Raw genomic sequence first — 15971 nt, forward strand, 5'->3', positions numbered from 1 at the left:
CATGTTTAATAGCAAAGGTGAAACACCAGCTGCAAGTATAGTACGTTCTACATGTGCCTATTGTGGAGTTGGTTGTGGCGTGGATGTAACAGTAACCGACGGTAAAGCAACCGGTATTAATGGTAGTGAAGATCATCCTGCTAATTTTGGTCGCTTATGCGTTAAAGGTACGCATTTAATTGATACGTTAGATGAAAGTACTCGCTTACTCACACCAGAAGTATCAGGACATCAAGTAAGTTGGTCAGAAGCTATTCAAACGGTTGCAGATAAGTTTACAGAAACAATCGCTAAATATGGTCGTGACGCTATAGCTTTTTATGTCTCGGGGCAATTATTAACTGAAGACTATTATGTTGCGAACAAACTAATGAAGGGCTACATCGGAAGCGGAAACATAGATACTAATTCTCGTCTGTGTATGTCTTCAGCGGTTTCAGCATATAAACGCGCATTTGGTGAAGATGTTGTTCCATGCTCATACCGTGATTTAGAGCAAACGGACTTGCTCATTTTCATCGGTTCAAATGCAGCATGGACTCATCCTGTGTTATATCAACGCATTGAACGCGCAAGGCAGATTAACCCTGAGGTTAAACTTGTCGTTATTGATCCTCGTGAAACGCCAACATCGTCAGGTGCTGATTTGTTTTTGCCGATTAAACCTGGAACTGATGGCGCACTTTATAATGGCTTATTATGTTATTTGGCGAATGAAGAACAATTAGATACTGACTATATCGCTCAGCATACTACTGGCTTTGAGGAAACGTTAAAGGTAGCGAATGAGTGGTCGTTAGCAAAAGTTGCTCGGTATTGTGAAGTAGATATAGCTCTAATTGAACAGTTCTATCAATGGTTTGCCACCCACAACAACGCAGTGTCAATGTATTCCATGGGAATAAATCAATCATCTTCTGGAGTAGATAAGTGTCATAGTATTATTAATGCTCACCTTGCGACCGGAAAAATAGGACGGGAGGGGTGTGGGCCATTTTCTATCACGGGACAACCTAACGCCATGGGTGGTCGAGAAGTGGGGGGGTTGGCTAATCAATTAACCGCCCACCTCGATATTGAAAACAGCGATCATCAAGCATTGGTGCAACAATTTTGGCAGTCACCTACTATAGCGGTAAAACAAGGTGCTAAAGCCGTTGATATGTTCGACCAAATCGCCGATAAAAAAATAAAAGCAGTGTGGATTATGGCAACAAATCCTGCGGTTAGTTTGCCTAATACAACAAAAATAAAACAAGCATTATCACAATGTGACTTTGTTGTTGTTTCAGATTGTGTAGCAAACAACGATACCCTTGAGTTTGCTGAGGTAAAGTTGCCAGCCACAGGTTGGGGAGAAAAAGACGGAATAGTGACCAACTCAGAAAGGCGAATGTCACGACAACGTGCAAGCCAATTTGCTTCTGGGCAGGCTAGGCATGATTGGCAAATCATTTGCGATGTTGCCAAAGCGATGGGCTTTGACGGATTTAATTATCAACATCAGCAAGAAATTTTTACCGAATTTGCACAATTAACAGGGGTAGATAATCAAGCGAAAAATCGCAGATTATTTGATATCTCGGGGTTAGGTCAATTATCGATAGCTCAATATAATAATATGATGCCTATTCAGTGGCCAGTTACTACAGAAAATCCTCAAGGAGGGGAACAGATCTTTAACGATGGCCGGTATGTTAATGATGATTTGAATGCTAAGTTTTATCCTGTAGTGCCGTCACTTCCAAAACAACAAACCAGTAATGAATTTCCATGGGTACTGAATACAGGACGATTACGTGATCAATGGCATTCCATGACACGTACAAGCATTGCAGCATCTCTAAATGAGCATACGTCAAAGCCCTATGTTTATGTCAGTCACCAAGATGGTGCATTATTAGCGTTAAAAGATGATCAGATCGTTAAAGTAAGCTCAGCGCAAGGCAGTATTGAGGTTGCTGTAAAACTGTCTAGTGTTATGCGTAAAGGTCAAGTGTTTATACCTATCCATTGGAACAAACAGTTTGCGGCTAATGCAACGGTTGCAACACTTTTTCAAGGGGTAGTTGACCCTATTTCGGGCCAACCAGAATCTAAGCATGTAGGGGTGAAAATTGAAGCGATTGACTATCAAAGCTTTGGGGAAATATATGTTAACAATGCCATAAAGATAACGAGTGAATATTGGTTAAAAACCGGTTTGAAACATAGTGATTATTGGCAATTAGCTTCGCAGTCGTTAATCAGTTTTGAATCACTTCAGCAATCGATTGAGATTGCAGGTGAGTGGATCTGCCAAAGTCAGCAAGGCGGTAAACAATTTCAATTTATCTGTTTGCAAGAAGGGCAAATAAAAATAGCGGGTTATTTCAGTACAACTGCACCTGTTATCAGCCAGCCATGGATTGATCAACTTTTTGAACAGAAAAAATTAACCGTCGAACAAATTCAATCGTTATTAACAAAGCAATCACCTGAAGATGCAGAAGCTACACGTAAAGTATGCAGTTGTTTCTCAGTGAGTAAAGGTGAAGTTATCACAGCAATAGTACAGGGTTGCCAATCTGTAATGGCGTTAGGAAAAGCGTTAAAGTGCGGTACGAATTGCGGTTCGTGTAAACCAGAATTGCAAGCTTTACTTGATGAACACCAACATGAAATTCCAATTAAACAGTTAGCATAAGAGGTTGATATGTTGGTAAAATCTATTCAGCATTTATCGTTATTCACCAAAAGATTTGCAAGTTATTGGCAGACTAATTCCTGGCAAAATAATCACTATTTCACAGAAAAAACTAAAGCGGATAACGAAGGTGCCGTATTTTTCGTTGGAGCTGGAAGTGGCGACCCTGACCTCTTGACGTTGAAAGCCATTAAAGCCTTTAACGCGGCTGATGTGGTGTTGTTAGATTGGTTGGTGAGCGCTGAGATTAATCAGATGATCCCAGCTAACGTTAAGCGGGTTTTTGTGGGAAAACGTTGTGGTTATCATTCAATGAGTCAAACAGAAATATGCCAGCTGTTAGTAAGCTATGCTAATCAAGGGTTAACCGTCGTCAGATTGAAGGGGGGTGATCCATCGGTTTTTGGTCGATTAGCAGAAGAAACTCAAGTGTTAGATACTGAACATATTGCTTATCAGATCATTCCTGGTATTTCCGCAGCAAATGGCTGTGCTGCTTCATCAGGTATCCCATTAACGCATCGTGAATGTGCAGCATCGGTTAAATTTGTCACTGCACATCGTCAAAATGCTGAACAAGACTGCGATTGGCAGCTACTAGCACAGGAAACAGGCACACTAGTGTTTTATATGGGGTTAAATAAAATAGCCATGATTTGTCAACAATTAATAGAGCATGGCATGGATAAAGACACCCCAATAGCCGTTATTGATAAAGGCACAGAGAAAGATCAGCAAGTGTGTTGTAGTACAATTAACGGAATAACGAATCAACAAGAGATATCTTGTTTTAATGGTCCTGCATTAATAGTCGTTGGTGAAGTTGTTAACCACCGAGCCAACATCACACCGCTAATTGAACTCAATTCAGATGTGAATACACTTGTTTACTGACGGTAGGTGTTTTCAAAATTGCCTAAGACATTAAACAGTTGTTCTATTTTTTTGACTAGCATAATAAGCAACTGCTGATCTTGAGTTTGTTGCCACTTTAGTAAGTCGTCAGCAACTTCTTCTACATAGGGTTGAAAGGTATTGGCATTAGCGTTAAAACCGGCATCTTTGGTAAAAATATTTTCAAAATTAGCCATCTTTTTTTCACGCAAATCCGTAAGTGTGGCATCTGCCGCCAACGACTTTTTTAAAATTATTGAAATATTGTCTACCAATTGTTTACTAACAGCTTCACTCATAATACGTTTATAGATTGTTCGAAATAATGGCGGCTATTATGCCAGTTTTATGGGCGTTTTGTTAGCTTCTCCTGCAATTTCCCTTACCACTTTCGGCATTAAAAAGCCGGGTAAGGTCGCCATCATGTTTTTTACTAACGATTGTGCTTGTTGTTCGCTAATATCAAAATGAGCAACCCCTTGTACTTTATCAAATAAATGTAAGTAATACGGTTGAATGCCATGATCAAATAGCTGCTCACTTAATAGGCATAACGTGCTTACTTCGTCGTTAATTCCTTTTAATAAAACACTTTGATTGAACAGCGGTATTCTTGCTTGCCTTAAGGGTTCAATGGCGTTTGCAAATTGTTCATCTATTTCATTCGGATGATTTATATGAAACACAAGGGTGCTTTTAAGTCGAGTGTTTGCCAGCATATTCACCAATTCAGATGTGATGCGTTGCGGGATCACAACGGGTAACCTACTGTGGATTCGTAATCGCTTTACATGTGAAATACGCTCTATTTGTGCGATTAACCATTGTAAGTGTTGATCATTAGCCATCAAAGGGTCACCACCGCTAAAGATCACTTCATTAATTTCTTGATGTTCCGCTATGTAATCAAGTGCTTGCTGCCAACGCTGTTTATTTGGACTGTTATCAGCATAAGGAAAATGACGACGGAAACAGTAACGACAATTAATCGCGCAACCCGCTTTAACTATCATCAATACACGATGAGTATATTTATGCAATAAACCTTCGGCGACTGTCTCATGCTCTGCTAACGGATCGGCACTATACCCCTGAGTTTCAATAAATTCAGCTGACAAAGGCATCACTTGTTTTAGCAGGGGGTCGTCAATATCACCTTTCACCATTCGTGCAATAAAAGGTTTTGGCACTCGTACAGGGAAAAGTTTACGTGCTGAAAAGTGTGTTTGATAAACGTTAGGGTCAATATCAAGCATTTTTAACAGTACACTCGGGTCTGTCACAACGTCAGCTAACTCTTTTTGCCAAGAAGTGTGCAAATTATCGTGAATATAGGGTATTATTTGCGGCATTTATAATTTCAATCTCTCGAAAGTAAAGCGAGTATTTATGGCTTCATTCAGTACTAACCAATTTAAAGCCGGTCTTAAATTAATGATCGACGGCGAACCTTGTAACATTTTAGAAAATGAAATCGTTAAGCCGGGTAAAGGCCAAGCATTTAACCGTGTAAAAATCCGTAAGTTAATTTCTGGCAAAGTGCTAGAAAAAACCTTTAAATCAGGTGATTCTGTCGAAGGTGCTGATGTAATGGATTCAGAACTTGGTTATTTATATGCCGATGGCGAATTCTGGCATTTTATGAATAATGACACCTTTGAGCAAGTTGCTGCGGACGAAAAAGCAGTTGGCGATAATATAAAATGGTTATCAGAAGGTGATTTATGTACGATAACGTTTTGGAATGGCACGCCAATTTCGGTAACGCCACCTAATTTTGTTGAGTTAGAAATTACCGAAACTGACCCAGGTTTAAAAGGTGATACTGCTGGCACTGGCGGTAAACCCGCTACCTTATCAACGGGCGCTGTAGTACGTGTTCCATTGTTCGTGCAAATTGGTGAAGTAGTGAAAGTTGATACTCGAACCGGTGAGTATGTTTCCCGAGCGGGTAAATAAAACGCTTCATTCTTTTGTTTAAAACAGCCCTGCTAAGCAGGGCTTTTTTATTTTATTTTTTGTTAAAAGTAATACCATCGAGCGTGAGCGTATTAATGCTGTGTTGTTCAACATCAAACCTTATGAGTTGCCCTCGAGTTGGTCTTAATTTTATACGTAATATATCTGGCTGATTAAAAGCTGTAGCGGTTGCTTGTAAATTTCCCCAAGTCACGAAAAACTTTTCCTCCTTTAACGAAATATTTACTTCACCTGCAAATGGGTTTACATAGGTACCCGTATAAGCTTTTTTATCGAGTGTTAAAGTGAGCGGTTTATCTAGATAACTTTGTTCTTTTTCCGAAATCGCTGTGCGATATTTTTTAGCCATGTCTGCGAGTTTAGCTATTCTTGAAGCGGCTTTTTGCTCTATGTCATTTTCTTTTAATAAAGTGCCATAAATATAATCGGCAATAATATCTGTTAGCTTATCGTTTAACATGCCTTCGTTATTTAAAATAACCAATCCAATACCTTGCTCTGGCATAAAAGATAAATGTGGTCGATAACCATCAAAACTGCCAAAGTGATGGTAGGTTGTCTGATGTTTGTATGGGCCAATATACCAACCTAAGCAGTAGTGTGTGCGTTTAAAGTCGCCTCGTGCACTGTTGAGTGATGTAGTTAGTTGTTGTGTGTTGGTAATATTTTTAGATAATGAAGGTATCTGCTTAGTATTGAGTTGAAAGCGGAGAAATGTTGCCATATCGCTTACCGTTGAATAGAGTCCTCCTGCAGCATGTAAGGTATTGTCTTGTTTCTCTAAATAAAGTGTTTTATGAGGCGATAATGAGAAGTAAGCATAAGGTTTGGCAATCTGTTGATTATTTCGTAAGGCTTCATCTTTAAACCCTGTAGTAGCGAACATGTTCATCGGTGTTAATACATGTTGCTGCACTGCAGTTTGCCATGGATTATGAAAGGTTTTTTCGTACCACAAACTGACAATATTATACCCAAGATTTGTATATTTAAACTGGCCAAGCGGGCTTTCTTCATTAACGTTTAATTGTGTCAACATGGCTAACTTTTGTGCTTGGTTATGTAAGCCTGTGATTGATACGGCTGTTGTTAAATATTGATCTGATAACCCTGAGGTATGTGAAAGTAAATGCTTGATTGTGATCTGTTCTGCTTTTATTCCAGCTTGGAACTTTACATCAGGGAACATTTCTTTAAGCGTAGTATTTGCACTGTACTTTGATTGGGATAATACTTCTTGTATTGCCAGTGAGAAAATCGGCTTAGTGATTGAAGCTATATAATACAGTGTATTTTTTGTCGCCTTTTCTTGTTTGGTTATATCGGCGAATCCGTGGGTATTTTGAAAAATGACGTTACCGTTTTTTACAACGGCTACAGCCATAGAGCTTTGTAGATCTAGCGTGTTCATCGTGTTAACAAGAAAGCGATCAAATTGTTGCTGGTGAGTCTCAGCATGTGATAGTTGGCTGGCCATCATAAGTGTTATGGCTAGTAAGATGCGATTTATAACTTGCAGGTGCATAGAGGTATCTCGATTGGTGCATTATATAGAAACCAAAGCCAAGTCATCAAATAAATAGCGATGGTTTCCATGCTGAATTAATCTCTAGGGGTGTAGCGGTAATGTGGCTTTTCTTCTGGCCAACTACTTAACGGAAAAGGGTATTTATCGGTATTAAGGGTTAAAAATTGGTTAATATGATAAATATAGTTATTTAAGCTTTCACCAAAGCCCTTAAGATGAGTGTTCGCTCGGCCAGTCACGAGTAATGATATAAATTGGAATACGGCAATTAAGGTGATAATAAAACGGGTAAAGCCTGCAATAAAACCAAATAGCAGCATGAATAAACCACGTAACCATGTACTTGCACTTAACCAGTTCTTTTTCTCTGTCGAATTAATCTCTCTCATAATATCCTCTACCACCTTAAGAAACATGACTGCAATAATGTAATACAACATCGCAGTTTACTTTTGATTGATACTTACCATAAGCAAAAGCGTGACCATAAAAATTAAAGCTAATAATAACAACCAGTTAATAAAGGTATGAATAATGATGAATAGTGATTTTAACGACTCTTAGGTTTAATTAGCCACTTTATATTGTTTTTTATAGCCAACAAAGTAAGCCTGCAAATAGCAGGCTTACTTTGTTGGCTAAAAGATGCCGTTATTTATTTTTTAAATGACGATTGAAATATTGTGTTTTCATCGTATTTAGATGTAATGTTGTGCCTTCACCTTCGTAAATACCATGGCTACGGTTCGGGTACGACATAAACTCAAACTGTTTATTATGTTTGACCAATTCATTGATTAAACGCTCAGCACCTTGATAATGCACATTGTCATCACCGGTACCATGTACAAGCAATAAATTACCCTCTAGGTTTTTCGCATGCGTGATAGGAGAGCCTTGTTTGTAACCTTCTTCATAGTCAGGTAATAAACCAGAATAACGTTCTTGATAAATAGAATCATAGAGTTTTTGATCAGGTACAGGTGCTAATGAGATACCTACATGATATTTTTCAGGGTAGCGGAATAACATATTTAATGTCATTGAGCCGCCGCCAGAATGGCCCCAAATACCAACGCGGTTTGTATCTATATAATCCCATCGTTCAGCCATGGCGTCTAACGCATCTGCTTGATCGCGTGAAGAAAGAATACCTACAGCGCCGTAAATTGATTTACGCCATTCGCGTCCTTTAGGTGTTTGTGCGCCACGGCTATCTACTGAAGCAATAATGTAGCCTTGCTCCGTCATATAGCTATCCCATAAGTAGGAGTTACCTCGCCATCTATTTTGCACTGTTTGACCAGCAGGTTCACTGTAAACATAGAAAATAATTGGATATTGTTTACTTGGATCAAAGTCAGCAGGGCGCATGATGTAGCCGTCTAGTACGACACCGTCTCGGGCTTTTACTTGAAAGAATTCATGAGTAGGTTTATTCAGTTTTGCTAATTTGTTAACGAGTTTTTCATTACTCATTAGCATGTGTTTTTCTTGATGCCCTTCAATAAACAATAAACGTTTTTGTGTTGGCTTATCAAACGCTGAATAACTATGCACAGCCCATTGGCCATTAGGTGACATTTGATAGTAATTTACACCGGCAAAATTATTAGGTGTTAAACGTTGATTAACAACACTGCCGTCTAGCTTACTACGATATAAATAGCGTTCAGAGGTATTGCCTATTGAGGCGGTAAAGTATACCCAACCACCTTGTTCATCAATGGTTTGTATCGAGCCAAATGCAGTGACATCGAAATCACCAGGGGTTAAATTAATAACTTCTTTACCGTCTCTTGAAATGCGGTATAGGTCACGCCAACCACTGCGTTCGCTTGTCCAAATAAAATAGTTGCCATCGTTTAACCAGTGGGCATCATCATAGAAATCGAGAAAGGTTTCTTCTTGCTCGGTCATAATGCGGGTTAATTGGCCACTCGTGCTATCAGCAAGATATAAGCGATTCGTGTCTTGCTTGCGATTCACGTGTTGTATCAGTACTTCTTTACCGTTACCAGCCCAATTCATACGTGGAATGTACATATTACGAGAATTAAACGGTAAATCAGGAAAGATAGTTTCTTTAGTGGATAAATCAACAATACCTATTTTTGCGAGTGAGTTTGTTTCGCCCACTTTAGGATAAGGAAATTTTGTGATGGTAGGGTAAAGTTCGTCGGTGTTGTTGATCATGATGAAATCTTTACTGCCTGTGGTATCTAATTGCCAAAAAGCAATTTTGTTTCCATCAGGGCTCCAGCGAAAACCATCACGAATTGAAAATTCTTCTTCATACACCCAATCAAATAAACCATTGATAATACCGTTACCCGCATCATTCGTTAATTGCGTAATGTTGTTGGTTGATAAGTTCTCAACGTACACGTTATCTTCGCGCACATAAGCCACGCGTGTTCCGTCAGGCGAAAATTTTGCAAACATTAAACTGCTTGGCTTTGCGTTTGCTCCACCTAATTGCACTAGTTTATTTGTTGCAAGGTTTAGTACCCAATAGTCACCGCGGCTATTTGAACGCCAAACGCGTTTACTATTGGTGTAAATTAATAATTGCTTGCGATCTTCTGACCAAATGTAGTCGTGGATAGCAAGTGGAGCATCTTGCCCCTTTGGTGTTAACTGTTGAGCACTTACTAATATTTCACGATCAAGCGTTTGGGGGTTATAGATGACGATATCTTTACCAACGGGAACTGATTTTCCTTCTTGATTTTTTTTGCTAGCAGTTGATTTTTCAATCGAGGTATAGCCGCTGTTGTCAGCTAACCAGCGTATGCGCCCAATTCTATCTGAACTAAATTCGTAATCTTGATAAATACGTTTTAGCGTTAATGCGCTCTCTTCTTTTGCGAGATTATTTTTTGCCTGTTCATTAGGCTTACTGTCTGTTGATTGGCAGGCCACAATCGCTGTGGTGAGCGCTGCACCTATAAGTAATTGCTTAATTGTTGTTAATTGCATTGTGAGGTTCCTCATGGATAACGCCGTTACTTTAAATTGTATACAATTCAAAGGCAATAAGTCACCGTCATTATTCTAGCGCAAAATGTGAATTTTATTTTATTTATACGCTTGAATTTCGTGCATTATTGCCTCACCTATAGTCATTATTTGTTTTAATTTTTAAATCGATATGACCAAAGCACTCGAAATTTCAGATCTCAAGAAAACCTATAAAGGTGGCTTTCAAGCGTTAAAAGGGATTGACCTTTCCGTTGAAAATGGGGATTTTTTCGCGTTACTCGGCCCAAATGGGGCGGGTAAATCCACTACTATTGGCGTGATAACTTCTTTAGTGAATAAGTCTGCAGGAAGCGTAAAAGTGTTTGGTTATGATATTGATCAAGCATTAGAAACGGCCAAAAGTCATATTGGTTTAGTGCCACAAGAGTTTAATTTTAATCAGTTTGAAAGTTTAACGAAAATACTCGTAAACCAAGCTGGCTATTATGGCGTAGATCGAGAAACAGCTCATCAACGTGCTGAAAAGTATCTAAAGCAATTAGATTTATGGGAAAAAAGAGACAACGCAGCGCGCATGCTATCAGGCGGCATGAAGCGACGTTTAATGATTGCTCGGGCTTTAATGCATGAACCACAAATGCTGATTCTAGATGAACCTACAGCAGGGGTGGATATTGAACTAAGACGCTCTATGTGGGACTTCCTTCGTGAGTTAAACAAGCAAGGTATTACCATCATCTTAACGACACATTACTTAGAAGAAGCAGAGATGCTGTGTCGTAATATCGCTATTATTGATTCAGGTGTTATTGTTGAAAATACAGACATGAAATCATTACTTGCAAAACTAGACTTAGAAACCTTTATATTAGATCTCAAACCAAACAGTAACACACCTGTCCTCAACGGATTTTGTTATCGGGTAATTGACGATCATACCGTAGAGGTTGATGTGAAAAAATCACAACGAATCAATGATGTATTTGCCCAGTTAAGTGAACAAAATATAGATGTGATCAGTATGAGAAACAAAAGCAACCGATTAGAAGAGCTGTTTGTCAGCCTCGTTGGAACAGGCGAAAAAGCGGAGGAAGTGTGAGTATGTCATCGACAAGAAATATGGTTGCATTAAAAAGTATTTTACATAAAGAAACGCATCGGTTTATGCGTATTTGGGTGCAAACATTAGTCCCACCTGCCATTACGATTAGTTTGTATTTTGTTATTTTTGGTTCGTTAATAGGGTCTAGAATTGGTCAAATGGGGGGCTTTGACTATATGTCTTTCATAGTACCTGGTTTGATTATGATGAGTGTAATAACGAATTCCTATTCTAACGTGGCTTCTTCGTTTTTTAGTGCTAAGTGGCAACGCAATGTCGAAGAGATGCTAGTTGCTCCTGTGCCTAACTGGGTGATCGTTGCTGGTTATGTTGGTGGCGGTATGGCTCGTGGTATATTGGTGGGCTTAATTGTGACCATTATTGCGATGTTTTTTACTCAGATCCAAATTCATAATGTGTGGGTGATCATTGCGACCGTTGCACTTACCTCCGCAACGTTTGCATTAGGTGGTTTGATTAATGCAGTATTTGCAGGTAGTTTCGACGATATTTCTATTATTCCTACCTTTGTATTAACACCATTAACGTATTTAGGCGGGGTATTTTATTCGATAAGTTTGTTGCCTGATTTTTGGCAAGGCGTGTCAAAAATTAATCCCATTGTCTATATGGTTAATGCTTTTCGCTATGGCTTTTTAGGTATTTCTGATGTCAGCTTACCTGTAGCATTTGGTGTGCTAGGTGCGTTTATTATTGGTTTATATGCCGTTGCAATGTATTTGATCACTAAAGGTATCGGGTTAAGAAGCTAATGGATGAAACGCAATTAGGAGATTCCAAAGTTATCGTGAGTAACCAAACCGGAGTTCACGAGAAACTGACAGAAATCGTTGAAAAACATTTAGCGCACCGCTCAAAAAAGCCCTTTCAACCACACACGTTAAAAGCGTTTGATGTTGCAAATGAACGAGTTAAGGCACATCAAGGAGAGGTGATACTTGATTCATGCTGCGGTGTTGGTCAAAGCACCAGACTATTAGCGAAAAATAACCCTAATGCGTTAGTTATTGGGGTTGATAAATCAGCGCATCGTATCAAGCGTAATGATGAAGAATTAATAGAACGTACAGATACACAGGGGGTTGATAATTACCTGTTGCTTCGTGCAGATCTTAATGACTTCTACCGTTTGATTGTCCAGGAAAAGTGGCAAGTCGATCAACATTATATTCTTTACCCCAATCCTTGGCCTAAAAGTAAACACATACAGCGCCGATGGCATGGCAGCGCTGTGTTTCCTGAAATAATTTCAATAGGCAAACGCATCACCTTACGTAGTAATTGGCGTTTATACTTAGAAGAGTTTTTGCTAGCAGCTCAGCTGGCTCATCGTAACGGTGAGATTACTGAAGTTGAAAGTAGTCTAGCATTCACTCCTTTTGAAGCTAAATATCAAGCGAGTGGGCAAACCTGTTGGCAGTTAAATATTGTCTAGTTAGCGTGAATAATGAAATAAACTAAGTACATTGTTGTTGGTCAATTTTTTCAAAATTGTTGGTTAAAATTACCATTTTGTTGTTTTTGTAACTACTATTAATTATAGTGTTATTGATTGTTTTTATAAGGAAGTTCAATAAAAACAATGGTATATCAACATTGGTCTGATATTTGTTTATAGATAAGCATCAGTCAATTTTAATATAGGAAATGAAAATGACTCACAATATCAAAAAAAATGTACTTATGATGGCGTTAAGTAGCTTAGCAATAGTCGAACTTGGTTTTGTTTACTTAGCAACATTAATTGGTTAACACTTTGTTAGCAAAATAGTGTTAATCGTGAAAAATACAAGACATTTGACAGAATTTTTATTACAGTGCCGCACCTATGAAAGGTCATTAGTGACAATAATTAGTTAGTGCTTTTATGACAATTAACAAACGTGCGGCAAATGCGACAGAAGAGTCGTTACTGCGTATTTTTACTATCCCAGAGGCGCCTGACTCAACGTTAGGGCGAATAGAACAAGAGATCTCGCAAAATCTTGCTGGTTTTCTTGGTTCTCATATTGCTGCCAAAGAAACTGCACTCACAGAAATAGAAAAAGATTTTGATTGCTCTAAAATTCCGGAGCAACCTGCCTTTGTTTCTGATCATATGCACCACTTACTCGAAAAGTTGGTGTCGCAATCTGTTCATACCTCAAGCCCTAGTTTTATTGGTCATATGACCTCAGCGTTGCCTTATTTTATTTTACCTCTCTCGAAATTAATGGTTGGTTTAAATCAAAACCTTGTCAAAATTGAAACCTCAAAAGCTTTTACCCCGTTAGAACGCCAAGTATTAGGCATGATGCACCGTTTGGTATATCAATTTGAAGAAAATTTTTATCAGCAATGGATGCACAGTGCAAATCATTCGTTAGGTGCATTTTGTTCAGGCGGCACAGTGGCAAATATCACAGCGCTTTGGGTGGCTAGAAATAACTTACTACGCGCAGAGGGGAATTTTAAAGGCGTTGCTCGAGAAGGATTATTTAATGCATTAAAGCATTATCAATACGACGGCTTAGCAATTTTAGTTTCTAAACGCGGTCATTACTCGCTGAAAAAGTCAGCTGATGTCTTAGGTATTGGTCAAGACAGCGTTATTGCTATACCAACTGATGAACATAATAAAATGGACCCTCAAAAGCTCAGAGAAAAGTGCGAAGAGCTTACCGCAAAAAATATTCGTATTTTAAGTATCGTCGGCGTAGCTGGCACGACAGAAACGGGCAATATTGATCCACTCAACGAATTAGCAGAAGTGGCCAATGAATACCAATGTCATTTTCATGTTGATGCTGCTTGGGGTGGTGCTACCTTACTTTCAAGTAAACACAGAGGTTTGTTAAACGGCATCGAGCGCGCTGATTCAGTGACTATTGATGCGCATAAACAAATGTATGTGCCTATGGGGGCAGGCTTAGTTGTATTTCGTAACCCCGCGTCAGTCGCTTCAATTGAGCATCATGCTGAATATATATTACGTAAAGGTTCAAAAGATTTAGGTGCGCATACCTTAGAAGGCTCAAGGCCGGGTATGGCAATGCTGGTTTATGCAAGCTTGCATATTATTAGTCGTCCAGGCTATGAAATGTTGATTAACCAAGGTATTGAGAAGGCAAAATATTTTGCTGATATTATTGATCAACATCCTGACTTTGAATTAGTGACAGAGCCTGAACTATGTTTATTAACTTATCGTTATAATCCAGCCTCAGTTCAACAATTATTGTCTAAAGCGGATGAAAATACGCTTACTAACGTAAATAATCTATTGGATAAACTCACTAAATTCATTCAGAAAAGACAACGTGAGAACGGCAAGTCTTTTGTGTCTCGTACGCGTATCGAGGTGAAAAAATATCATGGCAGGAAAACTTTAGTCTTCCGTGTTGTGTTGGCAAACCCACTTACCTCAAAAGAAATTTTAAAAGATGTCCTTGAAGAACAAGTGGAATTAGCTCAAGAAAGCAGCCATTTTTTACCCAAGTTGGTCGCATTGTCACAAAACCTATAAGTATGAAGCAATGTTAGTTGTTGTAATTAACATTGCTTGAATCTTGAATTCTATCGAATTTTTTCGTCACTGTTGTTTAAAATTTACACTCTTTTACTTTCTAACCGAAATGTTTTTCTTTCGATTGTTTTACAAAGTGAAAGTTAGTGTGTAATGTTACACCTATGATTACATTTTTGAGGGCTGTATGATGTATAAAGAGGACAGTAACATGCCAGAAATGATTGATGAGCGTAATATCGAAGATAAATCTATTGAGCAACAACTTGTTGATGCACAAAAAGAAATTGAAGATTTGAAAAGTCAACTTATGTGGCTTGAACGTTCATACGAATAAAATCAACTAACACACGTTTGAAAGGCCAGCAGTGAAAAACCACTGTTGGCCTTTTTTATTCTGTAATGTTTATTGTTGAGTTACAAGTTAACTTGCAAATTATCAATTAAGCGTGCTTTACCGCAGTGCGCAGCGGCTAAAATAACTAAGTTTTTATCATCTTCGCTTGCTGGCTGTAATGTTTTTGCATGACAAATATGAATGTAATCGGTTTTTAACCCAGCATTATTAATGAAATTAGCTGCTTGCTTCGCTAAACCAATAAAGTCGGTATCTTGTTTTATTTTCTCAGCAAGCCACTGAATGTTTTGACTAAGTGCAGGCGCAATCTTTAACTCCTCTTCAGTTAAATATCCATTACGTGAACTTAATGCTAAACCACTTGCTTCTCTTACAGTTGCTACCGGAATGATATCAATTGGCATGGATAAATCTTCAACCATGGTCTGAATAACTTGTACCTGTTGATAATCTTTTAAACCAAAACAGGCTATGTCAGGTTGCACAAGGTTAAACAGCTTACAAACGACTGTAGCTACGCCACGAAAGTGACCTGGACGACTTTCTCCGCAGTAACCTTCAGAAACTTGTGGAACCTCAATAAAGGTTTGTTTATCAAGGCCTTTAGGATATACAATTTCGGGTGTTGGTGTGAAAAGTAGATCAGTTTTGGCGGCTTCAAGTTGTTGTTGATCTGCTTGCAACGTTCTGGGGTAATTAGCAATATCTTCATTCTGACCGAATTGCATTGGGTTAACAAAGATACTAGCCACGACTTTATCTGCGTGTTTATGGGCCTCAGTGATCAAGGCAATATGACCTGCATGCAAATTACCCATTGTAGGTACAAAGGCAATTTTAAAACCTTGTTGTCGCCACTGGTTTATGGTTTCTCTTAAACTTGAAATATCGTTAAGGGTGATCATTATTCCG

General features: G+C 38.7%; 14 protein-coding genes. 8 read left to right on the forward strand and 6 right to left on the reverse strand.

All coding sequences use genetic code 11. The annotated features are described in order from the left end of the window. Position 1: 1 nt before the first annotated feature. A complete protein-coding gene (locus Q4489_RS02285) occupies positions 2-2686 on the forward strand; it encodes a nitrate reductase (protein ID WP_303476489.1) in 2685 nt (894 codons plus the stop codon). Positions 2687-2695: 9 nt separating this feature from the next. Continuing rightward, a complete protein-coding gene (gene cobA / locus Q4489_RS02290) occupies positions 2696-3580 on the forward strand; it encodes a uroporphyrinogen-III C-methyltransferase (RefSeq protein WP_303476492.1) in 885 nt (294 codons plus the stop codon). Here cobA and Q4489_RS02295 read toward each other — a convergent pair. Together Q4489_RS02295 and epmB are read right to left on the reverse strand one after the other, a co-directional pair. Beyond that, positions 3574-3879, reverse strand: a complete 306-nt coding sequence (locus Q4489_RS02295) for a hypothetical protein (protein WP_074496421.1) — start codon at positions 3877-3879, stop codon at positions 3574-3576. The two genes, cobA and Q4489_RS02295, sit on opposite strands and share 7 nt — an antisense overlap. Before the next feature lie 36 nt (positions 3880-3915). Further along, the gene (gene epmB, locus Q4489_RS02300; RefSeq protein WP_303476495.1) at positions 3916-4932 is read right to left on the reverse strand and encodes an EF-P beta-lysylation protein EpmB; all 1017 of its coding nucleotides are present in this window, start codon (positions 4930-4932) and stop codon (positions 3916-3918) included. Between the two features lie 37 nt (positions 4933-4969). Between epmB and efp the strand changes: the two genes are divergently transcribed. Further along, positions 4970-5539 carry an elongation factor P gene (efp, locus tag Q4489_RS02305; protein ID WP_074496423.1) on the forward strand — a complete coding sequence of 190 codons (570 nt, stop codon included), beginning with the start codon at positions 4970-4972 and terminating at the stop codon, positions 5537-5539. Positions 5540-5591: 52 nt separating this feature from the next. Here the strand turns inward: efp and Q4489_RS02310 are convergent, their stop codons facing one another. The 3 genes from Q4489_RS02310 to Q4489_RS02320 all read right to left on the reverse strand — a co-directional run bounded on the left by Q4489_RS02310 (position 5592) and on the right by Q4489_RS02320 (position 10070). Next, positions 5592-7085 carry a serine hydrolase gene (locus Q4489_RS02310; RefSeq protein WP_303476499.1) on the reverse strand — a complete coding sequence of 498 codons (1494 nt, stop codon included), beginning with the start codon at positions 7083-7085 and terminating at the stop codon, positions 5592-5594. 77 nt (positions 7086-7162) lie between these two features. After that, complete coding sequence (locus Q4489_RS02315) at positions 7163-7477, reverse strand: DUF4389 domain-containing protein (RefSeq protein WP_303476535.1); 315 nt, start codon at positions 7475-7477, stop codon at positions 7163-7165. 262 nt (positions 7478-7739) lie between these two features. Then, entirely contained in the window at positions 7740-10070 is a 2331-nt protein-coding gene (locus Q4489_RS02320; protein ID WP_303476539.1) for a S9 family peptidase, read from the reverse strand. Positions 10071-10242: 172 nt separating this feature from the next. On the opposite strand from Q4489_RS02320, the gene Q4489_RS02325 reads away from it, so the two are divergent. From Q4489_RS02325 to Q4489_RS02345, 5 genes are all read left to right on the forward strand, one after another. Continuing rightward, the gene (locus Q4489_RS02325) at positions 10243-11172 is read left to right on the forward strand and encodes an ABC transporter ATP-binding protein (protein WP_303476541.1); all 930 of its coding nucleotides are present in this window, start codon (positions 10243-10245) and stop codon (positions 11170-11172) included. Between the two features lie 2 nt (positions 11173-11174). Beyond that, positions 11175-11948, forward strand: a complete 774-nt coding sequence (locus tag Q4489_RS02330) for an ABC transporter permease (protein WP_303476544.1) — start codon at positions 11175-11177, stop codon at positions 11946-11948. Continuing rightward, a complete protein-coding gene (locus Q4489_RS02335) occupies positions 11948-12631 on the forward strand; it encodes a tRNA (guanosine(46)-N(7))-methyltransferase TrmB (RefSeq protein WP_303476546.1) in 684 nt (227 codons plus the stop codon). Before Q4489_RS02330 ends, Q4489_RS02335 begins: the two co-directional genes overlap by 1 nt. A 432-nt stretch (positions 12632-13063) precedes the next feature. After that, on the forward strand, positions 13064-14701 hold the full coding sequence (gene panP, locus Q4489_RS02340) for a pyridoxal-dependent aspartate 1-decarboxylase PanP (RefSeq protein ID WP_303476549.1): 1638 nt from the start codon (positions 13064-13066) through the stop codon (positions 14699-14701). 211 nt (positions 14702-14912) lie between these two features. Further along, positions 14913-15038 carry a hypothetical protein gene (locus Q4489_RS02345; RefSeq protein WP_303476552.1) on the forward strand — a complete coding sequence of 42 codons (126 nt, stop codon included), beginning with the start codon at positions 14913-14915 and terminating at the stop codon, positions 15036-15038. 80 nt (positions 15039-15118) lie between these two features. On the opposite strand, the gene panC is transcribed toward Q4489_RS02345, so the two are convergent. Then, on the reverse strand, positions 15119-15964 hold the full coding sequence (panC, locus tag Q4489_RS02350) for a pantoate--beta-alanine ligase (protein WP_303476554.1): 846 nt from the start codon (positions 15962-15964) through the stop codon (positions 15119-15121). Between the last annotated feature and the right edge of the window lie 7 nt (positions 15965-15971).

The sequence above is a fragment of the Thalassotalea sp. 1_MG-2023 genome, assembly GCF_030546745.1.
Classification (GTDB): Bacteria; Pseudomonadota; Gammaproteobacteria; order Enterobacterales; family Alteromonadaceae; genus Thalassotalea_C.